The following is a 26,402-nucleotide window of genomic DNA, read 5'->3' on the forward strand; positions in this document are numbered from 1 at the left end:
TCTCACTCCGCCGCCATGAGCCTGACCGGCTCACCATGCGGGTTGGCGGCATAGTCGTCGATGCGCTGCTCGATCTCGTGGCGGAAATGGTTGATCAGGCCCTGGATCGGCCAGGCGGCAGCATCGCCCAGCGCGCAGATGGTGTGGCCCTCGATCTGCTTGGAAACGTCGAGCAGCATGTCGATCTCGCGCTTCTGCGCCCTGCCCTCAGCCATGCGGCTGACGACGCGCCACATCCAGCCCGTGCCTTCGCGGCACGGCGTGCACTGGCCGCAGCTCTCATGCTTGTAGAAGTAGCTGATGCGGGCAATGGCGCGGATGATGTCGGTGGACTTGTCCATGACGATCACCGCGGCGGTGCCGAGGCCGGACTTCAGCTTGGAGAGCGAGTCGAAATCCATCGGCGTGTCGATGATCTGCTCGGCCGGCACCATGCGCACCGAAGAGCCGCCGGGGATGACCGCCTTGAGGTTGTCCCAGCCGCCGCGGATGCCGCCGCAATGGCGGTCGATCAGCTCGCGGAAGGTCAGGCCCATCGCCTCTTCGACGTTGCAGGGCTTGTTCACGTGCCCGGAGACACAGAACAGCTTGGTGCCGACATTGTTGGGCGTGCCGATCGAGGAGAACCAGCTCGCGCCGCGGCGCAGGATGGTCGGCGCAACCGCGATCGACTCGACGTTGTTGACGGTGGTCGGGCAGCCATAGAGGCCGACATTGGCCGGGAAAGGCGGCTTCAGCCGCGGCATGCCCTTCTTGCCTTCGAGGCTCTCGAGCAGCGCCGTCTCTTCACCGCAGATATAGGCGCCGGCACCGTGATGCACATAAAGATCAAACGGATAGCCGTGCTTGTTGTTCTTGCCGAGAAGGTTGGCCGCATAGGCCTCGTCGACGGCGCGCTGCAGCGCTTCGCGCTCGCGGATATATTCGCCGCGAAGATAGATGTAGGCGGCATGCGCGCCCATCGCGAAGGAGGCGATCAGGCAGCCCTCGATCAGCGTATGCGGATCGTTGCGCAGGATCTCGCGATCCTTGCAGGTGCCGGGCTCCGACTCGTCGGCATTGACGACGAGATAATGCGGACGCCCGTCGCTCTGCTTGGGCATGAACGACCATTTCAGGCCGGTCGGGAAGCCGGCGCCGCCGCGCCCGCGAAGGCCGGACTTCTTCATCTCGTCGATGATCCAGTCGCGGCCCTGCTCGAGCAGGAACTTGGTGCCGTCCCAGGCGCCACGTTGCATGGCGCCCTTCAGCGACAGGTCGTGCCGGCCGTAGAGGTTGGTGAAAATGCGGTCGCGATCTGCGAGCATGGTTTTCGCCTCACTTCACCGGCTTGTCGCCGAGCTTGCCGTCCGGCCGCCAGCCGGTCGCAAGCTTCTTGGCCTGGCTGATCCAGTCGTCACGGACCGCCCTGCCCTTGAATCCGGTCAGGCGCGCGTCGACCCAGGCCAGTTCGGCCGGTGTCCAGGCTGCGACCTGATCGTAATGCCAGATGCCCATCTCGTTGAGCATGACCGCCAGCTTCGGCCCGACGCCCCAGATCAGCTCGAGATCGTCGCCCTTGCCGCCGCGGGCCGCGGTCAGCAATTCGGGCTTGGTTTCGGTCGCGGCGGGAGCGGGCCTGTCGGCATCCTTGATCGCCTTGCCGGTCGCGGACGGCGTGTCCTGCGCAGCGCTCGCCGGCTGCCCCGGCTCGGATGGCTTCGGACGGGCGGGCGCTGCGGCCTCGGGGGCCGGAGCGGTCTTGGTGTCGGTCGGGCCGGCCTTGCCGGTCACGGCGGCAGCCTCGGCCTCGGCCTTCGCCTTGGCTTCGGCCGCAGCCTTCTCGCTGGCGATCTTGATCGCAGCCTCTTCGCGCTGCTTGGCGATGCGCTTCTGCCAATCGCCGGCGCCGATCACCGAGCCGTCATAGAGGGAAGCGTCCTTCAGCGTCTCGCCGCCGCCGACCGGCTCCGAGCAGGAACGGTCGATCTGCGGGCCGGGCTTGGTCGGGCGACCATGGCGCAGATCGTCGAGGAGCTTGCGGAAATTCTCTGGCGTCAGATCTTCGTAATAGTCGAAATTGATCTGTGCCATCGGGGCGTTGCAGCAGGCGCCGAGGCATTCGACCTCGAGCCAGGAGAGCTTGCCGTCCGCGGTCACAGTCGATTGCGGGCCGATGACGTCCTCGCAGACCTTCTTCAGCGCCTCGGCGCCGCGCAGCGCGCAGGGCGTGGTGCCGCAGAGCTGGACGAAATGCTGGCCCACCGGCTGCAGGCTGAACATGGTGTAGAAGGTCGCGACCTCCAGCACCCGCATCGGCGCCATGCCGAGCTTGTGGGCGACCGCTTCGATCGCAGCACGCGGCAGCCAGCCATCATGCTGTTCCTGAGCCTTCCAGAGCAGCGGGATCACGGCCGAGGCCTGCCGGCCTTCCGGGTACTTGGCGATCTGCTGGTCGGCCCAGTTCTCGTTCGCCGGGGTGAAGGCGAAGGAAGCGGGCTGGACGTGATCGGGCGCGAGACGACGGACGGACATCAGCGGTCCACCTCACCAAAGACGATATCGAGGGAGCCGAGGATCGCGGAGACGTCCGCCAGCATGTGCTTGCGGCACATGAAATCCATGGCCTGGAGATGGGCGAAGCCCGGGGCCTTGATCTTGCAGCGATAGGGCTTGTTGGTGCCGTCGGAGACGAGATAGACGCCGAATTCGCCCTTGGGCGCTTCGACCGCCGCGTAGACCTCGCCCTCGGGCACCTTGTAGCCCTCGGTGTAGAGCTTGAAATGGTGGATCAGCGCTTCCATCGAGCGCTTCATCTCGCCACGCTTCGGCGGCACCATCTTGCCGTCGAGCGAGGAGACCGGCCCGCCGCCATCGGCCGCCAGCAACTTCTCGCAGCACTGCTTCATGATGCGGACCGACTGGCGCATCTCTTCCATGCGGATGCAGTAGCGGTCGTAGCAGTCACCGTTCTTGCCGACGGGGATGTCGAATTCCATCTCCTCGTAGCACTCATAGGGCTGGCTCTTGCGCAGGTCCCAGGCGGCACCGGAGCCGCGCACCATCACGCCCGAAAAACCCCATTTCCAGCAGGTCTCGAGATCGACCACGCCGATATCGACATTGCGCTGCTTGAAGATGCGGTTGTCGGTCAGCAGCCCTTCCAGATCGTCGCAGACCTTGAGGAACGGATCGCACCATTCGGCGATGTCGTGGATCAGCGAGGGCGGCAGGTCCTGGTGGACGCCGCCGGGCCGGACATAAGCCGCATGCATGCGCGCGCCGCAGGCTCGCTCGTAGAAGATCATCAGCTTCTCGCGCTCCTCGAAACCCCAGAGCGGCGGCGTCAGCGCGCCGACGTCCATGGCCTGCGTCGTGACGTTGAGGATGTGCGAGAGGATGCGGCCGATCTCGGAATAGAGCACGCGGATGAGCTGGCCGCGGCGCGGCACGGTCACGCCCATCAGCTTCTCGACCGCGAGCGAATAGGCATGCTCCTGGTTCATCGGCGCGACATAGTCGAGCCGGTCGAAATAAGGCAGCGCCTGGAGATAGGTCTTGGCCTCGATCAGCTTCTCGGTGCCGCGATGCAGCAGGCCGATATGCGGGTCGACGCGCTCGACGATCTCACCGTCGAGCTCCAGCACCAGGCGCAGCACGCCGTGCGCCGCCGGATGCTGCGGGCCGAAATTGATCGAGAAGTTGCGGATGTTGTGCTCGCTCATGTCCGGGCGTCCTGCTCAGCCTGGAACCGCGCCATCACCTCGGCACCCGTCAGGCGGGGGCGCTCGCCGGCAAAGGCATAAAGGCCTGGCTTCTCGTCGATGAAGATCTCTTCGAGGAAGGTGAAAGGCGTCAGGTCGTCGAAGCTCTGCAGCGAGACCGCGACATGCCCCTCGCCGCTGCGCAGCCGCCAGAACAGGCTCGATCCGCAGACCGAGCAGAACTGGCGCTCGGCCCAGTCGGAGGAGGGATAGCGGCCGAGACGGCTCTCATCCTCGATCGTCACCTCGCCGCAGGGCACGGCCATGAACACGCCGCCGCTCCAGCGCCGGCACATGCCGCAATGGCAGACATCCATTTCAGGCTTGGCCGGCACGGCGCGAAAACGGATCGCGCCGCACAGACAGCCTCCCGATACGGGCGCGCTCGCAGCCATCGCCTCAGGCCCCCTTCGCCTTCTCGTCGCCGGGCAGCACGTATTCCGTGCCTTCCCAAGGCGAGAGGAAGTCGAAGTTGCGGAACTCCTGGTTCAGCTTCACCGGCTCGTAGACGACGCGCTTCTGCTCGTCGTCATAGCGGACCTCGACGAAGCCGGTCAGCGGGAAGTCCTTGCGCAGCGGATAGCCCTCGAAACCGTAATCGGTGAGGATGCGGCGCAGGTCAGGATGGCCCGAGAACAGGATGCCGTAGAAATCATAGGCCTCGCGCTCATACCAGTTCGCGGCCGGGAAGACCTCGATCACGGAGGGGACCGGAGTCGCCTCGTCGGTGCGGACCTTGACGCGGACGCGGCGGTTATGCCGCGGCGAAAGCAGGTGGTAGACGACCTCGAAGCGCTGCTCGCGCCCGGGATAGTCGGCACCGGCGATGTCGGTAAAATTGACGAAGCGGAAGCGTGGATCGTCATAGAGCGTGCGCAGCACCTGGACGATGGCGCCGGTCTCGGCCTCGACGGTGAGCTCATCGAAAGCGACGAGCGCGTTCGTGACCGCGCCGGGCAGCGCCGCCTTGATCTCTTCGCCCAATGTCACGAGCGCTTCGCTCATCATCTCACCATCAGGTCATTCCGGGGGCGCGCCGCAGGCGCGATCCCGGAATCCATGAACACAGTCGGAGCCATTCTCCGGAACACCTGTGCTCATGGGTTCCGGGCTCCTCGCTACGCTCGACCCCGGAAAGACGCCGGGGCCGAAATTCCTTACCGCTCGATCGTGCCCGTGCGGCGAATCTTCTTCTGCAGCAGCAGCACGCCGTAGAGCAGGGCTTCAGCCGTCGGCGGGCAACCCGGCACATAGATGTCGATCGGCACGATGCGGTCGCAGCCGCGCACCACCGAATAGCTGTAGTGGTAGTAGCCTCCGCCATTGGCGCAGGAGCCCATCGAGATGACGTAGCGCGGCTCCGGCATCTGGTCGTAGACCTTGCGCAAAGCCGGAGCCATCTTGTTGGTCAGCGTGCCCGCCACGATCATCACGTCGGACTGACGCGGCGAGGCGCGCGGCGCGAAGCCAAAGCGCTCGACGTCGTAACGCGGCATCGAGAGCTGCATCATCTCGACCGCGCAGCAGGCGAGACCGAAGGTCATCCACATCAGCGAGCCGGTGCGCGACCAGTTGATCAGGTCGTCGGTGGCGGTGACGAGGAAGCCCTTGTCCGCCAGCTCGTTGTTGATCTCGACGAAGAAGGGATCGCGCGAGCCGACGGGCTTGCCGTCGGGGCCGAGAAGGCCCTTGGGCGCGGGTGCGACGAGCGGATCGCCGCGATCGATCGCAGTCATGGCCATTAGTTCGACCTTCCGGGTTTCGACGAATCCAACAATGCCGACGGCACGGAGGCAGGCTCACGCGACACTTTGATCAATCCCACTCGAGCGCGCCCTTGCGCCATTCATAGATGAATCCGACGGTCAGCACGCCGAGGAAAATCATCATCGACCAGAAGCCGAACCAGCCGAGCCCGCCGAAGGCGACGGCCCAGGGGAACAGGAAGGCGACCTCGAGGTCGAAGATGATGAAGAGGATGGCGACGAGATAGAAGCGCACGTCGAACTTCATGCGCGCATCGTCGAAGGCGTTGAAGCCGCACTCATAGGCCGAGAGCTTCTCGGCATCCGGCTTGGAATAGGCGACGGCGAAGGGCGCGATCAGCAGAGCCAGGCCGATCACCAGCGACAGCCCGATGAAGATGGCCAGCGGCAGATAGTCGGACAGCAGGGACTGCACAGGAAGAGCTTGCATGTGACACCCCGCAAAAGCCGGCGCGCCGGCTGCGCACCCCAATCTCGCCAGTCGATTAGCCCCTGCTTTAGAATCACGCAAGGGTTTGCCGCGTCGCACAAAGCGGGCAGCGCCATGCCCGCCCCGCATGCACCAGCGTCATCACGACAGGAGCGGGAAAACCGCGCGGTTCGGCCGGATTTTTGCCCCTCCCCCGCGCAAACGCAAGCAGGCGGTTGTCGCGGCGCGTCCGGTCATGGCAGATCGGCCCTAACGTCAGCGTTCCGGAGATTCCCGACGATTCGCGCGGCGCACAGCCAAAGGCAACGCAAGAGGCGGCTTTTCAGCGATGTTCAGGCCATCCGCGCAGGTTGAACCAGTCACGACGACAGCCTCGGGAATGGCGGAAACGGCATGTCGCGGCTGAGCGTCGGCGCGAGCGCGCTGGCCTTCTGCCTCATTCTCATGGCGGCACCGGCGGCGGCACAGACGGTCCGCATGCAATTGCCGCCGGAGCGCCCGTTCGACCTCGACCTGAAGCCGGGCCCGGTCGAACCCGTGGTCGTGGTTCCCGCCCCGCCGGCACCGGCCGAAGCACCGACCCCGACGGCCGCCGCGCCGGGCCTTACCTTGGCGCAGCCGGACGACGACGAAGGGCCGGAATGGCCGCAGCGCACGCCGGGACAGTCCGAGCAGGAGCCGGCCTTCGACCCCGAGGAGAAGCCGGAGCAGCCGGGCATCTCGACGGATCCGGGAACCTCGATCGTCTGCCTGCCGCCGGTCCTGAAGAAGATCCTCGGCAAGATCGCCGACAAATACGGGGCGGTGAAAGTGACGTCGACCTGGCGGCCGCCCTGGCGGGCCCGGCGCGGCTCCTTCCACAAGCGCTGCGAGGCCATGGATTTCCGCGTGCCGGGCGTGAGGCCGCGCGCCGTTCTGGATTTCGCCAGAAACCTGCCGGAGGTCGGCGGAAACAAGGTCTACTGGAACGGGTTGATCCATATCGACACGGGACCGCGGCGGCCCTGGTGACGCCCCGGCTGTCCCGTGCGCGATGGGCTGGCGGCTGCCGCGGCCCATGTTACAGCTTGCAATGACATCGCGACCGGGGACTGCAGGGCATGACGGCATCGGGTAAAGCCAGCGGCATTCCGGCCCGGCTGGTCATCCTGTCCCTGATCGCGGTGATCGTGGTCCCCGGCCTGCTGTTCGCCGGACTGCTGCTGCAGCGCTTTGCCGGGTCGGAGAACGAACGCTACCGGCAGGAGGCCCGCGAAGTCGCCAGCGCCGCCGCCTCGATCCTCGACCGCTATCTCGGCGGCTGGCAAACCACGCTGCAGACGCTCGCGACCTCCGAGAACCTACGCTCGCGCAATTTCGAGGCGTTCTATCGGCAGGCGACTCTGGTCAAGCATTTCGTCGGGGCCGAGATCGGGCTGCGCAGCCTCGACGGCACGCAGATCGTCAATACGCGCTTCCCGTTCGGCACCAAGCTGCCCAACTATCAGTTCGACGTCGACAGCGACGCGATCTCCCTGCGCAAGCCGGTCGTCTCCAATGTCTTCGTCGGCGCCATGACCGGCGAAACGCTGATCACGATGATCATCCCGCTGGAATTCGACGGCCGGCCGGAATTCCTGCTGCATATCAGTGCCAACACCGAGCGGCTCAACGATGTGCTGAGACCGGTCGTCCCCGCGGACTGGCTCGTCGCCGTCGGCGACCGGCGCGGGCAATACGTCACACGCTCGCAGGACCATGCCGCCTATAGCGGCAAGGCAGGCGTGCCGGCCTTCCTCGCCAAGGCGACTGGCCAGAGCGGTAATTTCGAGGGACAGAGCGCGAAGGGCGAACCTGTGCTGGTCGGCTATGTCCGCTCCGACCTCGCCGACTGGCTGATCGCCGCCAGCATCCGGCAGAGCCTGATCCGGCAACCGCTCAACACGGCCCTGCAATCGCTGATCGCCTTCGGACTGGCGGCGCTGCTCGTCTCCTCGCTCGTGGCGCTCTGGCTATGGCGCCTCATCGGCAAGCCGCTGGCGACCCTGACCGCGGCGAGCGCACGGCTCGGCCGGTTGGACGGCCCCATCACGGCGCCGACGCGCTTGCGCGAATTCGCCGCCCTGCGTGATGCCATGTCGGATGCTTCCGAACAGATCCGTTCCGACAGCGCGGCGCTGGAGCAGCGGGTCACGGCCCGCACGCGCGAGCTGGAGGAGAGCAATGCCCGACTCGCCGCCGAGATCGAGCAGCGCGCGCGTGTCGAAACCATGCTGGTGCAGGCGCAGAAGATGGAGGCGATCGGCAATCTGACCGGCGGCGTCGCGCACGACTTCAACAACCTGCTGCAGGTCGTCGGCGGCAATCTCCAGCTCCTCGCGCGCGAGATGCCGGACAACGACAAGGCGCAGGCCCGGATCGAGAAGGCGATGGCCGGCGTCGCGCGCGGCTCGCATCTCGCCGCGCAGCTGCTTGCCTTCGGGCGACGCCAGCCGCTGGAGCCGAAGGTCGTCAATGTCGGGCGCCTGATCCGCGGCATGGACGACCTGCTGCGGCGCACGCTCGGCGAAGCCGTGGAGATCGAGACGGTGATCGCCGGCGGGCTCTGGAACACGCTCGTCGACCCCGCCAATCTCGAAAACGCGATCCTCAATCTGGCGATCAATTCACGCGACGCCATGGGCGGGCGCGGCCGGCTGACGGTGGAGGCCGGCAACGCCTTTCTCGACGACACCTATGCCGCCGCGCATGCCGACGTCGAAGCCGGCCAATATGTCCAGATCGCGGTCAGCGATACCGGCACCGGCATGAGCCGCGAGGTGATCGCGCAGGTCTTCGAGCCGTTCTTCTCGACCAAGCCCGAGGGCAAGGGCACCGGTCTCGGCCTCTCCATGGTCTACGGCTTCGTCAAGCAGTCGGGCGGGCATGTGAAGGTCTACAGCGAGCCCGGACAAGGCACGACGATGCGGCTCTATCTGCCGCGTTCGTCCGAGGCGGAAGACATCCCCGTCGAGGTCGATACAGGTCCTGTGGTCGGCGGCAGCGAAACCATCCTCGTCGTCGAGGACGACGACGCGGTGCGCGATACGGTCATAGGACTGCTCGAAGGCCTCGGCTACCGCGTGCTCAAGGCGCCGGACGCCCAGAGCGCGCTCGCCGTCGTGGAGAGCGGCGTCGCGATCGACCTGCTCTTCACCGACGTCGTCATGCCCGGCCCGCTGAAGAGCGCCGAGCTCGCGCGCAAGGCCAAGGAAAAGCTGCCCCAGCTCAGCGTGCTGTTCACCTCCGGCTATACCGAGAACTCGATCGTGCATGGCGGTCGCCTCGATGCGGGCGTCAACCTGCTGTCGAAGCCTTATGCCCGCGATGCCCTGGCCCGGAAGGTGCGGCAGGTGCTGGCGCGCGACGGCAAGATGCCCAAGCCCGCAGCGGAGCAGCCGGAAGCGCAGGCCGCCCCTGTCCCGGAGCGGACGATCTATACGGTGCTGGTCTGTGAGGACGAGACGCTGATCCGGCTCGATACGGTCGACCTGCTGCAGGAGCTCGGTCACATCGCCGTCGAGGCCGAGAACGGCATGCAGGCGCTGGCGCTGCTCGCCAACCGCCCCATCGACATCCTGATGACCGATATCGGCCTGCCCGATCTGCGGGGCGACGAGCTGGCGCGCCGCGCGCGGCAGATGCGCCCGGAGCAGCCGATCGTCTTCGTCACGGGGCACAGCGAGGTGGCGGGCTTCGAAGGCGCGCCGTGCACCGTGCTGCTCAAGAAGCCCTATGCCTTCGAAGCCCTGGAGCGGGCGATCGCGGCCGTGATGGCGAAGGAGACGGCGGATAGCTGATCCGCTGGGCGCGAAGCCCGGCATGGCCGGCCCGTCCGGCGCGAAATGGCGCGTTCTCGCAGCCGCCGATCGCCACGGTGCGAGCAGGGTGCGCGATGGCCTGCATGACGCGCCGAGACAGGAACGAAAATGTCGGGGATTTGGTAGTGGGTGGTGCCCCTGCAACCACGACAAGGCGACGCGCGAGGGCTTTGGGCGCGTGCCCAGCGAAGCCGCCGATGTCGGGGCAATCGTCTGCGTCAGCACGAGGCCGGAACCTGTCTGGGGCTGGCCGATCACGGTTCAAGATCCAGCGCCGGGAAGCGCGAGGATCGGGATGGCTGGCACCCGCGAAGCCGCCCTGCGCGACTTCCGCTCGGCCAGGGACCGCTATCGCGGGTGGCTTGGCGAGGCACGTAATGAGAGGCGAACACCAGCCCCGATTCGGAGTCCGCATCGAACTACCCGCCTGCCGGCTCGGCCGATCGGGAGGTGCGCGGGATCAAGGGTGTGCGAGACGGAGCTGCGGACGGAGATCGCACGGCTCAGCTCGGTGAAGCGCTGATCAGCCGTCCGTAAAGGCTCGCTTGCCGAACCAAAGCCCAAGGAAGGAGAAGAGCCCGAGAGCCGCTCCCGCCTCTACCGCGCCCATGGCGAAACTGCCGAAGACCGCAACCGCGACGCTGAAAAGTGCGATTGCCATGATCTGTCTCCCCAGCGCTCAGATTGAAGAGAACCAGGCACCGTTTCATCCCCCCGGATCGGGGGCTTGGCTATCGCGAATATCCTCTAGACTGTCGGCATGGACTGAGCGCCCGTGAATTGTGCCGCGCTCCACTCAATGTCTGCATGGACCCACGGGCGTGGCCAATGTGCAGGACCTTATCGGTTGACGAGGAGCTGGCGTGGTGGAGGTCCTGACGGGAAGGTCAGCAAGAATACCGGTCCGTCTTCTGATCCAGATGACGGCTTTTCTTGGCTTCAGCCTGACGGCGCACGCTGAGAATGCCGTCGATGCTAGGAGGATCAACACGGTCTGCATCGAGACCATCCTTAAAAGCTGCAAGGTGCTGACCGCCGGCTTCATCAACAAGGACGGTGGTGCCAGCGAGGGCGCGCCGATGCTGGCCTGGCAGACCCAAACCGGCTTCACCCCGGAGGACGGCGTGCTCGGCGGCTTCGTGCTGTTGCAGAGCGAGGCCGGCACATGGAGACGGCGCGATTCCGGCTTTGACGGCTGGCGCTTCTTTCCGCCGCGCGTCAATGAGGACGGCTTGCTGCACGTTCCCGGCTATACTGGCGGAACCGGAGCCTACAATGCTGACAGGCTCTACCGCTGGGACGGAACCGCCTGGCGCGCCGTCGACATGAAGAGCTGGCGCGCGACCATAGCCGAACACATGCCGAGCGGTCTCCAAATCTGGAAGGGGGTCCAGTACGAATTCCGCGATCCCTGGTCGGGTCTCGTAGCACGTACCGCACTGTGGCGAAGCGATGACGCCAATTGTTGCCCTACGGGCGGTCAAGCCGAGATCGTCTTCGCCATCACCGATGATCGGCTTGTCGTTACCGAGGTGCGCCATACGGCGCCCAGGCCATGACAGCTGTAAGGTGCCTGTAAGCGCAGGGCGGTCAAATGCCTCTCACCAGGCCGGACGAAGCAGTCGCCGGCCGGAAGCGAGAGGAAACCGAGCATGACCGCCACCAACGCCTTCGACACCGCCCGCGACACCTCCATCGCCCTGACCGATGACGAGCTCGACACCGTGGCCGGCGCCGGCCTCGGCCAGAAGATCCTGGGCATCGCCCTTACCACGGGCGGCGTCCTGACCACCGCGACCGGTGTCGTCACCCGCCAGTGGGGCCTCGCCAGCCGCGGCTGCAACATGCTGGTGGACGGCATCGGCCATCTCGAGGCCGCCTGAGCAGGGAAAGCAAAAAGATCGAGTTGCTTGGGCTCCGCCCCCCTCCCGGGCAAAAGACGACGGGACAGAGACTTTCCGGGCAGGCTCCATCGGTTCAACCGGTCAAGGAGCCTGCCATGGAGCTGTTCGTCGGTCTTGATGTGTCTGTCGCACCACCAGCATCTGCGCGACGGACACCGATGGTGAGCTGATCCGGGAGAGCAGGATCGAGACCGAGCCGGGCGCGATCGCCGATCTCGGGCCTATCCGGAGCGCAAGAGAATTTCGGTTGCTTCAGCGTAACCGTCGCATCCGATATGGTGGGCGGTGACGGGCTCGAACCGCCGACCCTCTCGGTGTAAACGAGATGCTCTACCAACTGAGCTAACCGCCCGCAGCAGCCGTTTAATGCCTTGCCTTCCAGCCTTCAAGCCTTAGCTTGTGGGCAAGTGCCAAGCCGGGCCCACCCCGCGACGATCTGATGATTCCGAGATTCGCCGGCGACATGCGGTATCCATCCGATACAGAGCCGGCCCATGACGGTGTCGGTTCCCTGCAGGCCTGCGAAATCCGGCGTTGCGGGAGGCGTGTATCAAGCCTTGCGAGGCGATTTCCACCGCCAATCAGCGAACCGACAATTTGATGACAGCTCGTGCTTGACACTTCGCGCCCGGCGCCATAATCCCAACCGCGCTGGGGCCGAGGCCATCAGCCGCCCGCGCGGGCGTAGCTCAGTTGGTTAGAGTGCCGGCCTGTCACGCCGGAGGTCGCGGGTTCGAGCCCCGTCGCCCGCGCCATATTTTCAGTACATCTTCAGCCGCCTGACAGCGCAAGCTGAAGTAAAGACCCCGCTGGAGGCCAGTGCCTTCAGCCGCCCGCGCGGGCGTAGCTCAGTTGGTTAGAGTGCCGGCCTGTCACGCCGGAGGTCGCGGGTTCGAGCCCCGTCGCCCGCGCCATTTCCCTCCCTTTCGACATTCCCATCGCATCGCCCGATCGACGCGCCGAGCCTTCTGCCGGCATGGCGGGCGGCCGTCCACGGCTACGGCGGCGCGGCGGCGATCTGCTCCCGCCAGCCTGCGCCCTTGAGCCACCCTGCCCCAGCAACAAAAAAGCCGCCGGCGGGTGCCGGCGGCCTGTAGTCGTTCGTCTCAGCGCCTCAATGGGCGATCTGACCCGCCGCGGCATCATCCTCGGCGGTCTTCGGCGCTGCCGCCTTCAGATCCTCTTCCCAGACGATCGGCTTCGGCTGACGCACCAGCGCGTGCTGGAGCACCTGATCCATGCGCGAGACCGGAACGATCTCGAGCCCGTTCTTCACCGACTTCGGCAGGTCCACGAGGTCCTTGGCGTTGTCCTCGGGGATCAGCACCTTCTTGATGCCGCCGCGCAGCGCGGCGAGCAGCTTCTCCTTCAGGCCGCCGATCGGCAGCACCCTGCCCCGCAGCGTCACCTCGCCGGTCATGGCGATGTCACGCCGGATCGGGATGCCCGTCAGCACCGAGACGATGGCGGTGGCCATCGCGATGCCGGCCGAGGGCCCATCCTTCGGGGTCGCCCCCTCGGGAACGTGGACGTGGATGTCGCGCCGGTCGAACAGCGGAGGCTCGACGCCGAAATCGATGGCCCGCGAGCGGACATAGGATGCCGCCGCAGAGATCGATTCCTTCATCACCTCGCGCAGATTGCCGGTGACGGTCATCCTGCCCTTGCCGGGCATCATCACGCCTTCGATGGTGAGAAGCTCACCACCGACCTCGGTCCAGGCCAGACCGGTGACGACACCGACCTGGTCCTCGGTCTCCGCCTCGCCATAGCGATAGCGCGGCGGGCCGAGGTACTCCTCGAGCACCGTGGGCGTGACAGCGACCTTCTTCTTCTTCGAGAGCACGATCTCCTTCACCGCCTTGCGGACGGTGTTGGCGATCTCGCGCTCGAGATTGCGGACGCCGGCTTCACGCGTATAGCGCCGGACCAGCGTCATCAGCGCCTCGTCGTCGATCGACCATTCCTTCGACTCAAGCCCGTGCTTCTTGATCGTGCCCGGGATCAGGTGGCGACGCGAGATCTCGACCTTCTCATCCTCGGTGTAACCGGCGATGCGGATGACCTCCATCCGGTCCAGCAGGGCCGGCGGGATGTTGAGCGTGTTGGCCGTGGTCACGAACATCACGTTCGACAGGTCGTAGTCGACCTCGAGATAATGGTCGTTGAAGGTCGAGTTCTGCTCGGGATCGAGCACCTCGAGCAGGGCCGCCGACGGATCGCCGCGGAAGTCCTGGCCCATCTTGTCGATCTCGTCGAGCAGGATGAGCGGATTCGAGGTCTTGGCCTTCTTCATCGACTGGATGATCTTGCCGGGCATCGAGCCGATATAGGTGCGGCGGTGACCGCGGATCTCGGCCTCGTCACGCACGCCGCCGAGCGACATGCGCACGAACTCGCGGCCGGTCGCCTTGGCGATCGACTTGCCGAGTGAGGTCTTGCCGACGCCCGGAGGGCCGACAAGGCACAGGATCGGGCCGGCGAGCCGGTTGGCGCGCTGCTGCACGGCGAGGTATTCGACGATCCGGTCCTTGACCTTGTCGAGGCCGAAGTGATCGTCGTCGAGCACCTGCTGGGCCGCGGCGAGGTCCTTCTTGATCTTCGAGCGCTTCTGCCAGGGGATGCCGAGCAGCCAGTCGAGATAGTTGCGCACGACCGTCGCTTCGGCGGACATCGGCGACATCTGCCTGAGCTTCTTAACCTCGGCCAGCGCCTTGTCGCGCGCCTCCTTGGTCAGCTTGGTCTTGGCGATGCGCTCTTCCAGCTCGGCGAGCTCGTCACGGCCTTCCTCGCCGTCGCCGAGCTCCTTCTGGATCGCCTTCATCTGCTCGTTCAGGTAGTACTCGCGCTGGGTCTTCTCCATCTGGCGCTTGACGCGCGAGCGGATGCGCTTCTCGACCTGAAGAACCGACATCTCGCTCTCCATCAGCGAGAGCACCTTCTCGAGGCGGTGAGCGACGTTCATCACCTCCAGAACGGCCTGGCGGTCGACGATCTTCACGGCGAGATGCGAGGCCACGGTGTCGGCGAGCTTGGCCGGCTCGTCGATCTGCGAAACCGCGGCGACGATCTCGGGCGAGATCTTCTTGTTGAGCTTCACATAGCTCTCGAACTCGCTGACGACCGAGCGACCGAGCGCCTCGACCTCGACCTTCTTGCCGGACTCCTCTTCGAGCGCGACCGCCTCGGCCTGGTAGAAACTGTCATCGGCGCTGTAGCTCAGCGCCTTGGCGCGGCCTACGCCCTCGACCAGCACCTTGACGGTGGAATCGGGAAGCTTCAGCAGCTGCAGGACGCGGGCGAGCGTGCCGATCTGGAAGATGTCCTTGGTCTCCGGATCGTCGTCGCCAGCGTTCTTCTGGGTGGCGAGCAGGATCAGTCCGTCGTTCTTGACCACCTCCTCGAGCGCGCGAATGGACTTCTCGCGGCCGACGAAGAGCGGCACGATCATGTGCGGGAAAACGACGATGTCGCGCAGGGGCAGAACCGGGTAAGTGCCGGTGGTGCCGGGGACGAGCGGGGCGCGGGGCGTCGAGCCTGTCATGTCTTGTCCTTCAAGTTTTCGCCCAACCGACCCCCTGATGGGCGACCGAACCGGACGTTCCGCGCCGGAGCGACCATTCGCGCCAACCGCCCCTGCGACTCACGCCCTCGACAGGCACGCTGCATCGCAGGTGGACTTAAAGTGGATGCTTCCCGGCTCGCTTTCAAGCGACCCGCCAGCGCAGTCCACCGCAGCTTCCACCGCATGCCGGAACACGAAGCCGCGATGGCGGTGCGGGCGGAGGCAGTCTCGCACAGTCCTGCGAGCCAGCTCTCCAAAGCAAAACGCGCGCCAGACGGCGCGCGTTCGAAAATGGGGCAGATTAACGTTGGGTCAGGCCGAAGCCGACTTGGTCTCTTCTTCCCGGTCCGAATAGATGAACAATGGCCGCGACTTCGTTTCGACGGCCTCGGGCCCGATGACGACCTGCTCGACGCCTTCCAGCCCCGGCAGCTCGTACATGGTCTCGAGCAGGATGCCCTCCATGATCGAGCGCAGGCCACGAGCACCGGTCTTGCGCTCGATCGCCTTGCGCGCGATCAGGCTGACCGCCTCGTCGGTGAAGGTCAGCTCGGTGTCCTCCATCTCGAACAGGCGCTGATACTGCTTCACCAGAGCGTTCTTCGGCTCGGTCAGGATCGTCTTGAGCGCGGCTTCGTCGAGGTCCTCGAGCGTCGCCAGCACCGGCAGGCGGCCGACGAATTCCGGGATCAGGCCGAACTTCAGGAGATCCTCGGGCTCGACCTCGCGGAAGATCGCGCCGGTGCGGCGGTCGTCGGGAGCCTTCACGGTCGCGCCGAAGCCGATCGAGGTACCCTTGCCGCGGCCGGAGATGATCTTGTCCAGCCCGGCGAAGGCGCCGCCGCAGATGAACAGGATGTTGGTGGTGTCGACCTGCAGGAACTCCTGCTGCGGATGCTTGCGCCCGCCCTGCGGCGGCACGGAGGCGACGGTGCCTTCCATGATCTTGAGCAGCGCCTGCTGGACGCCCTCGCCCGAAACATCGCGGGTTATCGAGGGATTGTCCGACTTGCGGCTGATCTTGTCGATCTCGTCGATGTAGACGATGCCGCGCTGCGCCCGCTCGACATTGTAGTCGGAGGCCTGGAGCAGCTTCAGGATGATGTTCTCGACATCCTCGCCGACATAGCCGGCCTCGGTCAGCGTCGTCGCATCCGCCATGGTGAACGGCACGTCGAGGATGCGGGCGAGCGTCTGCGCGAGCAGCGTCTTGCCCGAGCCGGTCGGCCCGATCAGCAGGATGTTGGACTTCGCCAGCTCGACGTCGTTGTGCTTCGTCGCGTGGGAGAGCCGCTTGTAATGGTTGTGGACGGCGACGGAGAGCACCTTCTTGGCGTGATCCTGGCCGATGACATAGTCGTCGAGGACCTTGCGGATCTCCTTCGGCGTCGGCACCCCGTCCTTCGACTTCACCAGCGCGGACTTGGACTCCTCGCGGATGATGTCCATGCACAGCTCGACGCACTCGTCGCAGATGAACACCGTCGGGCCCGCGATCAGCTTGCGAACCTCGTGCTGGCTCTTGCCGCAGAACGAGCAGTAGAGCGTGCTCTTCGAATCGCCGCTGCTGACCTTACTCATTGTCGATCTCCATCTCGGGAGGCGAAGCCAGCCACCGAATAACGGCAAGCCGATGTCGTCTCTCCGTCATAGTAGGCGCTCAGATCACGATTATTAGGTTAACGCATCGCCATGGCGCAGGCGCCGACGAAACTGCCCCAAAACCGAACCTCTCGAGCGCCCTGCGCGCTCTTCCGATGAGCCTCATGCAAACATGAGGCCTAGTGATAGGCAATATGGCCCCTCCTGCGCGGCACGCCAAGCCTTGGCCGCGCAGGAGAGTCCGGATCGTTCAGGCGACCTCTTCCGGTCGCTTGTCGATGACCTTGTCGATCAGGCCGAAATCGCGGGCCTGCTCGGAGGTCATGAAATTGTCGCGCTCCAGCGCCGCCTCGATGTCCTCATAGGGGCGGCCGGTATGCTTGACGTAGATCTCGTTCAGGCGCCGCTTCAGGCTCTCGACCTCGCGGGCATGAATCAGGATGTCCGTCACCTGGCCCTGGAAGCCCCCGGAGGGCTGGTGGACCATGATGCGGGCGTTCGGCAGGGCGAAGCGCATGTCCTTGGCGCCGGCGGTGAGCAGCAGCGAGCCCATCGAGGCGGCCTGGCCGACGCAGAGCGTCGTCACAGGGCAGCGGATGAACTGCATGGTGTCGTAGATCGACAGGCCCGAGGTGACCACGCCGCCGGGCGAGTTGATGTAGAAGGAGATTTCCTTCTTCGGGTTCTCGGCCTCGAGGAAGAGCAACTGGGCGACGATCAGCGAGGCGGAATAATCCTCGACCGGACCCGTCAGGAAGATGATCCGCTCACGCAGCAGGCGCGAATAGATGTCGAAGGCACGCTCGCCGCGGCTCGACTGCTCGACCACCATCGGGACGAGATTGTTGTAGGTCTCGATTGGATCGCGCATCGCAGCCAGTCCTTGAAGTGCGGGGGGCGGGAATCAGCCGGTATCGGCGAAGGCCCCACATAAGCATGCCGGCCCCGCCTGAAAAGGGAAGCGCCGCCCGGCCGAAGCCGGGCGGCGCAAATCAGACGCGTGATTGCCGAAACGGGTTCAGGCCGAGGCCTCGTCGCTGGCGGCGGCCTTCTTGGCCTTCTTGGCCTTGGCCGGCTTGGCCTTGGCCTCGCTTTCTTCCTCGTCGTCGGCGAAGAGCTCTTCGCGGGAGACGGTCTTGTCCTCGACCTTCACCTGACCGAGCAGATGGTCGACGACCTTCTCCTCGAAGATCGGGGCGCGGATCTCGGCGAGCGCCTGCGGGTTCTTGCGGTAGAACTCCCAGACTTCCTTCTCCTGGCCCGGGAATTGGCGGGCGCGCTCGATCAGGGCCTGCGTCACTTCGTCGTCGGCGATCTGGATCTTGGCCTGCTCGCCGATCTCGGCGAGGACGAGGCCGAGACGGACCCGGCGCTCGGCGATCTTGCGATACTCGGCCCGGGCGTCCTCCTCGGTAGTGTCCTCGTCCGCGAAGGTCTTGTTGGCCTGCTTCATATCGGCCTCGACCTGGCTCCAGACGGCGCCGAACTCCTGGTCGACCAGGGTCGGCGGCAGCTCGAAGGCGTATTTGGTGTCGAGCGCGTCGAGCAGGCTCTTCTTCAGCTTGCGACGCGACTGGGTGCCGAGCTCGCGGCCGAGCTGCTCGCGAATCGCGGCCTTCAGCGCATCGAGCGATTCCATGCCGAAGCCCTTAGCGAGCTCGTCGTCGATGGTGAGCTCGCCCGGCGCCTGCACGTCGTCGACGGTCACGGCGAACTCGGCCGGCTTACCGGCGAGATGCGTGGCAGTGTAGTTCTCGGGGAAGGTCACCGAAACGGTGCGGCTCTCGCCCTTCTTGGCGCCCTCGAGCTGATCCTCGAAGCCCGGGATGAACTGGCCAGAGCCGAGATCGAGCGGGATGCCCGTGCCGGTGCCGCCGTCGAAGGGCTCGCCATCGAGCGTGCCGGTGAAGGAGATCAGCAGGCGATCGCCCTTCCCCGCCACGGCATCGTCGCCCTTGCTGGAGAACGGACGATTCTGGGAGGCCATGCGCTCGAGCGCGGCATCGACATCGGCCTCGGGGATCTCGGCGACCGGCTTGACCAGCGCCACGTCCGACAGGTCGGCGAGCTCGATCTTCGGCAGCACCTCGAGGGCGACCGTGAAGGCGAGATCGCCCTTGGCCTCCATCGCGGCCTCGATCTCGTCCTTGTTCTCGGGGAACTTGATCTGCGGCTCGAAAGCGAGCTTCAGGCCGTTATCGGAGACGATCTTCTGATTGGCCTCGTTGACGGCGTTCTGCACGACGTCGGCCATGACCGAGCGGCCATAGAGACGGCGCAGATGGCCGACCGGGACCTTGCCGGGGCGGAAGCCGTTGATGCGGGCCTTGCCCTGCAGGTTCTGCAGTTCGTCATCGAGCCTCGTCTTCAGGTCGGCGGCGTTCAGCACCACCTGAAATTCGCGCTTGAGGCCCTGGGACAGGGTTTCGGTCACGTTCATCGTTCTGATCCGCCAACAGCTCGTTACTTCAATGTCCAAAGCGCGACGCCGGATGACCGCCGCCGCGCTCGCGAAATCCGAATCCTGGTGCGGGCGAAGGGACTCGAACCCCCACGACTTGCGTCGGCGGAACCTAAATCCGCTGCGTCTACCAGTTCCGCCACGCCCGCCAACCCGATAGGCCGCGTGCGAGCAAACGCACCGCCGCCATCGTTGGGCCGCGGTCCTATACGCATTTCGGACGGAGGATGCAGCAAAAAAATGCGACGTTTCTGCGAAGGCGGTTGCAGAAGGGGCGCTCTCGCCAGCGTCGACGCCCCGCGCTATGTCGCTTCGTCATGAAAACGGATCATTCCATGCCCGAGATCAAGGCCCGGCCGAATCGCCGCCAGGCGCTGGCCGGGCTGGCCGGCCTGGCGACGCTCGCCGGCACGACGCCGACGCGCGCACAGGACGCGACACCCGCCCCCGGGCAGCCAGCGGAGCCGGCCGCCACCGCCGCACGCGAGCTCACCGCCGCCCCGGGCAAGACCCGGCTGCGACCATCACCGGCGACCGAAAGCGAGATCTGGAGCTTCGACGGCAATGCGCCTGGGCCGACCCTGCGCGTCAAGCTCGGCGAGACCCTGCGGATCCGGTTGCTGAACCGGACCGACAAGCCGCTCTCCCTGCACTGGCACGGGCTGCGCCACGACCAGACCATGGACGGCGTCGGCGGCTTCAGCCAGGAGCCCGTCGCACCGGGCGACAGCTTCGAGTACCGGCTGACCCCACGCGACCCCGGCAGCTATCTCTACCGCCCCCTGCTGCTCGGGGGATCGTCGGAGCCTGCGGGCCGCGGCCTCTCCGGACTGCTCGTCGTCGAGGAGAAAGAGCCGCCGGCCGTCGATCTCGACCTGCCCGTTCTGGTCGGCGACTGGCTGCTCGGCGACGACCACAAGCTGCTGCCTTTCCCCGCCACGGCGCAGGAAGGCGTCGCCGCCGGCCGGCTCGGCAGCTGGCTCACCGTCAACGGCAAGCCGCCACCGGAGCGGATCGGGCTGACGCCGGGCGCGCGCGTAAGGCTGCGCCTCGCCAATGCCTGCAATGCCCGGATCATGCGCCTGCGCTTCGACGGGCTGAAGGCCTTCGTCGTCGCCGTCGACGGGCAACCGACCGAGACCTTCGAACCGGTGCGGGCGCAACTGCCCTTCGCGCCCGGCACGCGCTACGACGTGATCTTCGACATGCCCGAGGAGAACGGCGCCAGCGCCAGCGTCACCGCGCTGATCGGTCCGGGCATGCCGCTGGTGCGTTTCGTCAGCGAGGCCGGCAAGAGCGCCGTGCAGCGCAAGGCATCCGGCCCGATAGCGGCGCTCGCGCCCAATCCGGCACTGCCGGCTGCGGTCAGGCTGCAGAACGCCAGCCGCGCCGAGATCATCGTCGAGGGCGGCGCCAAGATCGACGCCGACAACAAGCTCGACCTCTCCGGCGTCGATCAGGCCCGGCCATGGCGCCTCAATGGCACGACCGGGGATCCGCAGGGCAAGCCGCTGCTCAGCGTCCGGCGCGGCACGCCGGTGGTGATCGGCATCACCAACAAGACCGATTTCCTGCAGCCCTTCCATGTCCACGGCCACAGCTTCCGGCTGCTGCACCCGCTCGACGATGGTTGGGAGCCCTATTTCCTCGACACGGTGCAGATCCCGGAGGGCAAGCGCCTGCACATCGCCTTCATCGCCGATAATCCGGGGCGCTGGCTGATCTCCTCGACGGTGCTGGAGCGTTTCGACCTCGGCCTCTGGACCTGGTTCGAGGTCATCTGAGCCGGAGCTCGGCCCAAGCCGCGTTCAGCGCACCTCGACCTCGCGGCCGAGGAGCCGCGCAAGCTGCTTCAGGCGCCCGGTGACGCGCTGGCTGGCGAGCGAGCGGAATTCCGGCGGCAGGCTCAGGATCAGGCGCCGGTCGTCGCAGGCGAGCCTGGTTTGCGAGAGGATGCCGGGCATGCCGGCCGACATCAGATAGGCGACGCGCAGGATTGCCGCGACAATATGCGCGCGCTCGAGAAAGCGCGGGCTAAGCAGGCGGCGAAGGCCCTCCGCCGCGGGCGCGGAGCCCTTCAACCCAGCATAGCGATAGAACGCCGTCAGCGAGAGGAAGGCACGTCCGGCATGGTCGACGCCGCTGAACGGCGCATGGGCGATGACGTTGAGGGTCTGCTCGCCGCGATAATCGGGATGGGCGCGCCAGCCGATATCGGAGAGCAGGCAGGCGGCGGTCTGGAGCCGTTTCAGAGCGGGTTCGTCGTTCGGAAAGGCGCTGTCGAGCAGACCCTCGACCCAGGGGACCAGATCGGCGGCATGGCGCGGATCGCGGGCGCGCAGCTGGTTGTAGTCCTGGGCGCCACGCAGCAAGGCATCGATGTCCTGCTCCTTGGGCGCGAGCTGCTCATGCATCAGCCCCTCGCGAACGCCATGAGCCGAGATCACGACCTGGCGCGGGCGACCGCGCTTGATCAGCTGATCGAGGACGAGCGCACCATAGGCGAGCAGGGGCCGCCGGGCGGAAGAGATCGCCTCGATCGATTCCAGCATGGTGGCATCGGCGCGCTCGACCAGCCGCACGAACTCGCTCGCCTCGCGCGCCGGCACGGTATAGCCATGCATGACATTGAGCGGATAGCCCGACTGGCGCTGGTGCAGCGTCGCCAGCGCGCGCCAGGTGCCGCCGACCGCGAAAAAGTCGCGGCCGCGCATCGCGGCGAGCTGCGGATGGCCGTCGAGATCCTCGCGCACGATCTTCTCGGCCGCCTTGATCGAGTTCTGCGAGCGGTCCATCAGCGCAAGGCCGCCGAGCGCAAGGCTGACTCCCTCCCCGACCCTGCTGCCGTCGACGGCGACGAGCTCGAGCGAGCCGCCCCCGAGATCGCCGACCACGCCGTTCGGCCGGTCGAAGCCCGAGATGACGCCGAGCGCCGAGAGATAGGCCTCACGATCACCCGAGATCAGCTCGATCGGCTGGCCGACCGCCGCCTCGGCCCGGGCGATGAAATCCGGGCCGTTCGAAGCATAGCGCGCGGCCGCCGTGGCGATGACGCGCAATTGCGCGACATGCATCGCCTCGCAGAGGATGCGGAAGCGGACCAGCGCCGCCAGAGCCTTCTCGACGGCGGCGGCGGCGAGCATGCCGGTGGTCGCGACCTGGCGGCCGAGCCCCGCCATCTCCTTCTCGTTGAAAACCTGCCCCGGTGCCCGGGACAGGTTCTCATAGACGACGAGGCGGACCGAATTCGAACCGATATCGATGATCGCGACGGTGTCACCCAGACTCAAGCGACCCTGTGCCTGCTCAGGCCTTCTTGCCGGAACGGCGGGAAAGGCTGCGAGGACTTGAACTGGAGAGTGATTTTCCACGACCGGACAGGCTCGGATTCGTCATGAAATACTTGTGGGCGTTGAACGACTCTTCGGCCGACGGCGGGACAATGCGTCGCGAGCCGCCATCGGGCAAGATGGTCCAGCTCTGTTCGTTGTCGAGAAAATTCGCCAGCATGATCTGCTCGAGCAGCTGCTGGTGCACGGTGGGGTTGAGGATCGGCGTCAGCGCCTCCACACGGCGGTCGAGGTTGCGCGGCATCAGATCGGCCGAGGAGATATAGAGCTTGGCGCGCGGCGAAGGCATGCCGTGCCCGGCACCGAAGGCGTAGACGCGGGTATGCTCGAGGAAGCGCCCGACGATCGACTTGACCCGGATGTTCTCGGAAAGCCCGGGCACGCCGGGACGCAGGCAACAGATGCCGCGCACGACGAAATCGATCTGCACGCCGGCCTGGCTGGCATCGTAGAGCGCGTCGATGATCTCGGGATCGACCAGCGAATTGCACTTGCCCCAGATCGCGCCCTTGCGGCCGGCCTTCACATGCGCGACCTCCTCGGCGATGTCGTCGAGCAGCCGCTTCTTCAGGTTCACCGGCGAGACCGCCATGCGCTCGAGCTCGGCCGGCTCGGCATAGCCGGTGATGAAATTGAAGATCCGCGCCACGTCCTGCGCCATCACCGGATCGGCGGTGAAGAAGGAGACGTCGGTGTAGATGCGCGCCGTGATCGGGTGATAGTTGCCGGTCGCGATATGGCAGTAGGTCGTGAGCTGCCCGGCCTCGCGGCGCACCACCATCGAGAGCTTGGCGTGGGTCTTGAGCTCGATGAAGCCGTAGACCACCTGCACGCCGGCGCGCTCGAGATCGCGCGCCCAGCGGATGTTGGCCTCCTCGTCGAAACGGGCCTTGAGCTCGACCAATGCGGTCACCGACTTGCCGGCCTCGGCGGCTTCGGCCAGGGCCTGGACGATCGGCGAGTTCGAGGACGTTCGGTAGAGCGTCTGCTTGATCGCCACGACATTGGGATCGCGCGCCGCCTGCTGCAGGAACTGGACGACGACGTCGAAGCTCTCATAAGGGTGATGGACGATCAGGTCCTTCTGACGGATGGCCGCGAAGCAGTCGCCGCCATGCTCGCGGATCCGCTCGGGGAAGCGGGCATTATAGGGCTTGAACTTCAGATCCGGCCGGTCGACGCCGACGAGCTGCGAAAGCTCGTTGAGGCCGATCATGCCGTCGACGATCACGATCTCGTCAGGATCGACCCGCAGCTCGCGCACGATCAGCTGGCGCAGATGGTCCGGCGTGTCGGCATGCAGTTCGAGGCGGATCACGACGCCGCGTCGGCGCTGCTTGAGCATGCTCTCGAAGACGCGGACCAGGTCCTCCGCCTCCTCCTCGATGTCGAGATCGGAGTCGCGGATGATGCGGAAGGAGCCGGTTCCCTTGACCTCGTAGCCGGGGAAGAGCTTGCCGATGAACAGCGCGACGAGGTCCTCGAGCATGATGAAGCGCTGCACGCCTTCGCGCGCCAGATCGGGCACCTCGATGAAGCGGTCGATCTTGCCGGGGACGCGGATCAGCGCGTCGAGCGCGCGCCCGTCGCTGATGCGCTCGAGCGCCAGCGCCAGGCTGAAGCCGAGATTGGGGATGAACGGGAAGGGATGGGCCGGGTCGATCGCCAGCGGCGTCAGCACGGGGAAGACGTAGTGGAGGAAGCGGTCCTCGAGCCAGACTCGCTCCTGCGGGCCGATATCGGCCGCCTTCAGCAACAGGATACGGTTGTCCTGCAGGTCCTGCCTGAGCTCGACCCAGCGGGTCTGCTGGTCGCGCGTCAGGTCGGAAACCGCCGCGCCCAGCGCGACGAGCTGCTCGGCCGGGCTCAAGCCGTCCTGGCTCGGCGTGACCACGCCGGCCTTGAGCTGCTCACGCAGGCCGGAGACCCGGACCATGAAGAACTCGTCGAGATTGTTCGCCGAGATCGAGAGGAAGCGCAGCTGTTCGAGCAGCGGATGATTGCGATTGGAGGCCTCCTCCATCACGCGGCGGTTGAACTGCAACCAGGACAATTCACGATTCATGAAGCGCTGCGGCGACCGGCGCAGCTCATGATCGACGGTAAGTGCCGTAATCTCCGGTACCGGCGTCGCTGCCCGCGAAGCCGCCGCCTCGGCCAGATCCTGGTTCATTCGCCTCGCCTTCGCCGCTGCCACTCGTGTCACTGCCGATCCTGTAGCTGTCATCTGTGTCGGTTTGCCGTCGGCCGACCATCGGCCCACTCATCCTCAAGGCATCCTAGCGTAACGCTTCGATGACATTCGAGGCCCAGCGGCATGAGCAGGGCTCGCGACGACCCCGCTCGCAACGCCGTCTCATGACGGTTGCGCATGCCGTGCGGCCCGCTGCCGCAATTGCCGCCCGAACGGCTCGGGAACCTTGCGCTCACCCCCGCTCTCCTGTTTTGGTCGCATGCGAATCCCGCATGCCGCGCCAGATATTTCCAGAGAACGATCTTGTCAGAACCCTCCGCCGCCGCCGACCATGACGACATCGTCTACCCCTCGGCCATACCCTTTGCCCTGGCGCATCTGGCCGGCCTCGGCGCGTTCTGGAGCGGCGTGACCGCGACCTCGCTCTGGCTCTGCTTCGGACTCTACTGGCTGCGCATGTTCGCGGTCACGGCAGGCTATCACCGCTACTTCTCGCATCGCTCCTACAAGACCAGCCGCATCGGCCAGTTCGTCCTCGCCTTCCTCGCGCAGTCGACGGCGCAGAAGAGCGTGATCTGGTGGGCCTCGAAGCACCGGCACCATCACCGCTTCGCCGACACCGAGCACGACGTGCACTCGCCGGTGCAGAGTTCCTTCTTCTATTCGCATGTCGGCTGGATCTTCAGCCGCCAGCATCACGAGTTCGACGCTTCCACCGTCACCGACCTGACCCGGTTTCCCGAGCTTCGGCTGCTGCACCGTTTCGAGCTCGCGCCGGCGATCCTGCTCGCCCTCGCCTGCTTCGCCATCGATGGCTGGTCCGGCCTGTTCGTCGGCTTCTTCATCTCGACCGTGCTGGTCTATCACGGCACCTTCTGCATCAACTCGCTGGCGCATGTGCATGGCGACAAGCACTATGTCACCGGAGACGAGAGCCGGAACAATTGGTGGCTGGCGATCATCACCATGGGCGAAGGCTGGCACAACAACCACCATGCCTATCAGTACAGCGTGCGCCAGGGCTTTCGCTGGTGGCAGTGGGACCCGACCTATTACCTGATCCTCGGCCTGTCGAAGCTGCGCCTGGTCTGGGACCTGAAGGCGCCGCCCCAGGCCGTGGTCGACCGCTCGCAGGCCCTGCCGCCGCGCGTGATCGAGCGTTCGGCCGAGCGCCTTGCAGCCTCCGTGCCGGTCGACCGCATCGTGCAGGGCCTGCGCGAGGCCTATGCCGGCACGCCGGCACTACCCGGACTGCATTTGCCGGAATTGCACCTGCCGACGCTGACGCTGCCGGAGCTGCGCGAGGCGCTCGCGACCATGCAGGCCCGTGCCGGCGAGCGGCTCTCCGCGATCCAGGCCCAGGCCCATGAGGCTATGGCGCACTGGCATGTGCCGGCGCTGCCGAGCCGCGAGGAGCTGACGGAGAAGGCGGCGGCAATGTTCGTCAAGACGCCGTCGCTCGACGCCATCGCGGCGCGTGCTCACGACATGCTGGTCGAGGCGATCCATGCCCGGCTGGTGGCGACCCCGGCTGCCGCCAAGGCCTGA

Annotated in this window: 20 protein-coding genes and 4 tRNA genes; 8 read left to right on the forward strand and 16 right to left on the reverse strand. The window is 66.0% G+C overall.

Annotated features, from left to right (window positions below):
- Positions 1 to 2 precede the first annotated feature (2 nt).
- From nuoF to ACWGRX_RS03270, 7 genes are all read right to left on the reverse strand, one after another.
- Positions 3 to 1,307, reverse strand: a complete 1,305-nt coding sequence (nuoF, locus tag ACWGRX_RS03240) for an NADH-quinone oxidoreductase subunit NuoF (RefSeq protein ID WP_291639559.1) — start codon at positions 1,305 to 1,307, stop codon at positions 3 to 5.
- Positions 1,308 to 1,317: 10 nt separating this feature from the next.
- Positions 1,318 to 2,514 carry an NADH-quinone oxidoreductase subunit NuoE gene (gene nuoE, locus ACWGRX_RS03245; RefSeq protein WP_291647153.1) on the reverse strand — a complete coding sequence of 399 codons (1,197 nt, stop codon included), beginning with the start codon at positions 2,512 to 2,514 and terminating at the stop codon, positions 1,318 to 1,320.
- Complete coding sequence (locus ACWGRX_RS03250) at positions 2,514 to 3,704, reverse strand: NADH-quinone oxidoreductase subunit D (protein WP_066475416.1); 1,191 nt, start codon at positions 3,702 to 3,704, stop codon at positions 2,514 to 2,516. The genes nuoE and ACWGRX_RS03250 overlap by 1 nt, the downstream gene beginning before the upstream one ends.
- On the reverse strand, positions 3,701 to 4,138 hold the full coding sequence (locus tag ACWGRX_RS03255; protein ID WP_291647151.1) for a GFA family protein: 438 nt from the start codon (positions 4,136 to 4,138) through the stop codon (positions 3,701 to 3,703). Before ACWGRX_RS03255 ends, ACWGRX_RS03250 begins: the two co-directional genes overlap by 4 nt.
- A gap of 4 nt (positions 4,139 to 4,142) precedes the next feature.
- A complete protein-coding gene (locus ACWGRX_RS03260) occupies positions 4,143 to 4,748 on the reverse strand; it encodes an NADH-quinone oxidoreductase subunit C (RefSeq protein ID WP_291647150.1) in 606 nt (201 codons plus the stop codon).
- 152 nt (positions 4,749 to 4,900) lie between these two features.
- On the reverse strand, positions 4,901 to 5,479 hold the full coding sequence (locus ACWGRX_RS03265; RefSeq protein WP_157089718.1) for a NuoB/complex I 20 kDa subunit family protein: 579 nt from the start codon (positions 5,477 to 5,479) through the stop codon (positions 4,901 to 4,903).
- 79 nt (positions 5,480 to 5,558) lie between these two features.
- Entirely contained in the window at positions 5,559 to 5,924 is a 366-nt protein-coding gene (locus tag ACWGRX_RS03270; RefSeq protein ID WP_291639623.1) for an NADH-quinone oxidoreductase subunit A, read from the reverse strand.
- 408 nt (positions 5,925 to 6,332) lie between these two features.
- Here ACWGRX_RS03270 and ACWGRX_RS03275 point away from each other — a divergent pair, with 408 nt between their 5' ends.
- Both ACWGRX_RS03275 and ACWGRX_RS03280 read left to right on the forward strand, forming a co-directional pair.
- Complete coding sequence (locus ACWGRX_RS03275) at positions 6,333 to 6,950, forward strand: YcbK family protein (protein WP_452116387.1); 618 nt, start codon at positions 6,333 to 6,335, stop codon at positions 6,948 to 6,950.
- A gap of 89 nt (positions 6,951 to 7,039) precedes the next feature.
- The gene (locus ACWGRX_RS03280; protein WP_452116388.1) at positions 7,040 to 9,757 is read left to right on the forward strand and encodes a response regulator; all 2,718 of its coding nucleotides are present in this window, start codon (positions 7,040 to 7,042) and stop codon (positions 9,755 to 9,757) included.
- 544 nt (positions 9,758 to 10,301) lie between these two features.
- Here the strand turns inward: ACWGRX_RS03280 and ACWGRX_RS03285 are convergent.
- Positions 10,302 to 10,439 carry a hypothetical protein gene (locus ACWGRX_RS03285; RefSeq protein ID WP_291639574.1) on the reverse strand — a complete coding sequence of 46 codons (138 nt, stop codon included), beginning with the start codon at positions 10,437 to 10,439 and terminating at the stop codon, positions 10,302 to 10,304.
- A gap of 202 nt (positions 10,440 to 10,641) precedes the next feature.
- On the opposite strand from ACWGRX_RS03285, the gene ACWGRX_RS03290 reads away from it, so the two are divergent.
- Entirely contained in the window at positions 10,642 to 11,337 is a 696-nt protein-coding gene (locus ACWGRX_RS03290; RefSeq protein WP_452116389.1) for a hypothetical protein, read from the forward strand.
- Between the two features lie 93 nt (positions 11,338 to 11,430).
- The gene (locus ACWGRX_RS03295; RefSeq protein ID WP_452116059.1) at positions 11,431 to 11,661 is read left to right on the forward strand and encodes a hypothetical protein; all 231 of its coding nucleotides are present in this window, start codon (positions 11,431 to 11,433) and stop codon (positions 11,659 to 11,661) included.
- A 297-nt stretch (positions 11,662 to 11,958) separates the two neighbouring features.
- Here the strand turns inward: ACWGRX_RS03295 and ACWGRX_RS03300 are convergent.
- A tRNA-Val gene (locus tag ACWGRX_RS03300) sits at positions 11,959 to 12,034 on the reverse strand.
- A gap of 326 nt (positions 12,035 to 12,360) precedes the next feature.
- Between ACWGRX_RS03300 and ACWGRX_RS03305 the strand changes: the two genes are divergently transcribed.
- Positions 12,361 to 12,437 (forward strand) — tRNA-Asp (locus ACWGRX_RS03305).
- Positions 12,438 to 12,519: 82 nt separating this feature from the next.
- Positions 12,520 to 12,596, forward strand: a tRNA-Asp gene (locus tag ACWGRX_RS03310).
- Between the two features lie 200 nt (positions 12,597 to 12,796).
- Here the strand turns inward: ACWGRX_RS03310 and lon are convergent.
- The 5 genes from lon to ACWGRX_RS03335 all read right to left on the reverse strand — a co-directional run bounded on the left by lon (position 12,797) and on the right by ACWGRX_RS03335 (position 19,459).
- A complete protein-coding gene (lon, locus tag ACWGRX_RS03315; protein ID WP_452116390.1) occupies positions 12,797 to 15,226 on the reverse strand; it encodes an endopeptidase La in 2,430 nt (809 codons plus the stop codon).
- Between the two features lie 333 nt (positions 15,227 to 15,559).
- The gene (gene clpX / locus ACWGRX_RS03320; protein ID WP_291639583.1) at positions 15,560 to 16,828 is read right to left on the reverse strand and encodes an ATP-dependent Clp protease ATP-binding subunit ClpX; all 1,269 of its coding nucleotides are present in this window, start codon (positions 16,826 to 16,828) and stop codon (positions 15,560 to 15,562) included.
- Between the two features lie 271 nt (positions 16,829 to 17,099).
- Positions 17,100 to 17,720 carry an ATP-dependent Clp protease proteolytic subunit gene (locus ACWGRX_RS03325; protein WP_291639585.1) on the reverse strand — a complete coding sequence of 207 codons (621 nt, stop codon included), beginning with the start codon at positions 17,718 to 17,720 and terminating at the stop codon, positions 17,100 to 17,102.
- A 147-nt stretch (positions 17,721 to 17,867) separates the two neighbouring features.
- Positions 17,868 to 19,289: a trigger factor gene (tig, locus tag ACWGRX_RS03330; protein WP_291639587.1), complete on the reverse strand. Its 1,422-nt coding sequence runs from the start codon at positions 19,287 to 19,289 to the stop codon at positions 17,868 to 17,870.
- Positions 19,290 to 19,374: 85 nt separating this feature from the next.
- Positions 19,375 to 19,459, reverse strand: a tRNA-Leu gene (locus ACWGRX_RS03335).
- Between the two features lie 186 nt (positions 19,460 to 19,645).
- Between ACWGRX_RS03335 and ACWGRX_RS03340 the strand changes: the two genes are divergently transcribed.
- The gene (locus tag ACWGRX_RS03340) at positions 19,646 to 21,094 is read left to right on the forward strand and encodes a multicopper oxidase family protein (protein ID WP_452116391.1); all 1,449 of its coding nucleotides are present in this window, start codon (positions 19,646 to 19,648) and stop codon (positions 21,092 to 21,094) included.
- Positions 21,095 to 21,118: 24 nt separating this feature from the next.
- Here the strand turns inward: ACWGRX_RS03340 and ppx are convergent, their stop codons facing one another.
- Both ppx and ACWGRX_RS03350 read right to left on the reverse strand, forming a co-directional pair.
- On the reverse strand, positions 21,119 to 22,600 hold the full coding sequence (ppx, locus tag ACWGRX_RS03345; protein ID WP_452116392.1) for an exopolyphosphatase: 1,482 nt from the start codon (positions 22,598 to 22,600) through the stop codon (positions 21,119 to 21,121).
- 16 nt (positions 22,601 to 22,616) lie between these two features.
- A complete protein-coding gene (locus ACWGRX_RS03350) occupies positions 22,617 to 24,833 on the reverse strand; it encodes an RNA degradosome polyphosphate kinase (protein ID WP_452116393.1) in 2,217 nt (738 codons plus the stop codon).
- 324 nt (positions 24,834 to 25,157) lie between these two features.
- Between ACWGRX_RS03350 and ACWGRX_RS03355 the strand changes: the two genes are divergently transcribed.
- Positions 25,158 to 26,402 carry an acyl-CoA desaturase gene (locus ACWGRX_RS03355; RefSeq protein ID WP_452116394.1) on the forward strand — a complete coding sequence of 415 codons (1,245 nt, stop codon included), beginning with the start codon at positions 25,158 to 25,160 and terminating at the stop codon, positions 26,400 to 26,402.

This window comes from Allobosea sp. NPDC055594 (assembly GCF_053618995.1).

Coding starts and splice junctions, on each gene's coding strand:
- ACWGRX_RS03250 (WP_066475416.1), bottom strand. CDS start 3,704: ATGAGCGAGCACAACATCCGCAACTTCTCGATCAATTTCGGCCCGCAG.
- ACWGRX_RS03260 (WP_291647150.1), bottom strand. CDS start 4,748: ATGAGCGAAGCGCTCGTGACATTGGGCGAAGAGATCAAGGCGGCGCTG.
- tig (WP_291639587.1), bottom strand. CDS start 19,289: ATGAACGTGACCGAAACCCTGTCCCAGGGCCTCAAGCGCGAATTTCAG.
- ACWGRX_RS03325 (WP_291639585.1), bottom strand. CDS start 17,720: ATGCGCGATCCAATCGAGACCTACAACAATCTCGTCCCGATGGTGGTC.
- nuoF (WP_291639559.1), bottom strand. CDS start 1,307: ATGCTCGCAGATCGCGACCGCATTTTCACCAACCTCTACGGCCGGCAC.
- lon (WP_452116390.1), bottom strand. CDS start 15,226: ATGACAGGCTCGACGCCCCGCGCCCCGCTCGTCCCCGGCACCACCGGC.
- ACWGRX_RS03265 (WP_157089718.1), bottom strand. CDS start 5,479: ATGACTGCGATCGATCGCGGCGATCCGCTCGTCGCACCCGCGCCCAAG.
- ACWGRX_RS03295 (WP_452116059.1), top strand. CDS start 11,431: ATGACCGCCACCAACGCCTTCGACACCGCCCGCGACACCTCCATCGCC.
- ACWGRX_RS03340 (WP_452116391.1), top strand. CDS start 19,646: ATGCCCGAGATCAAGGCCCGGCCGAATCGCCGCCAGGCGCTGGCCGGG.
- ACWGRX_RS03275 (WP_452116387.1), top strand. CDS start 6,333: ATGTCGCGGCTGAGCGTCGGCGCGAGCGCGCTGGCCTTCTGCCTCATT.
- nuoE (WP_291647153.1), bottom strand. CDS start 2,514: ATGTCCGTCCGTCGTCTCGCGCCCGATCACGTCCAGCCCGCTTCCTTC.
- clpX (WP_291639583.1), bottom strand. CDS start 16,828: ATGAGTAAGGTCAGCAGCGGCGATTCGAAGAGCACGCTCTACTGCTCG.
- ACWGRX_RS03285 (WP_291639574.1), bottom strand. CDS start 10,439: ATGGCAATCGCACTTTTCAGCGTCGCGGTTGCGGTCTTCGGCAGTTTC.
- ACWGRX_RS03350 (WP_452116393.1), bottom strand. CDS start 24,833: ATGAACCAGGATCTGGCCGAGGCGGCGGCTTCGCGGGCAGCGACGCCG.
- ACWGRX_RS03280 (WP_452116388.1), top strand. CDS start 7,040: ATGACGGCATCGGGTAAAGCCAGCGGCATTCCGGCCCGGCTGGTCATC.
- ACWGRX_RS03255 (WP_291647151.1), bottom strand. CDS start 4,138: ATGGCTGCGAGCGCGCCCGTATCGGGAGGCTGTCTGTGCGGCGCGATC.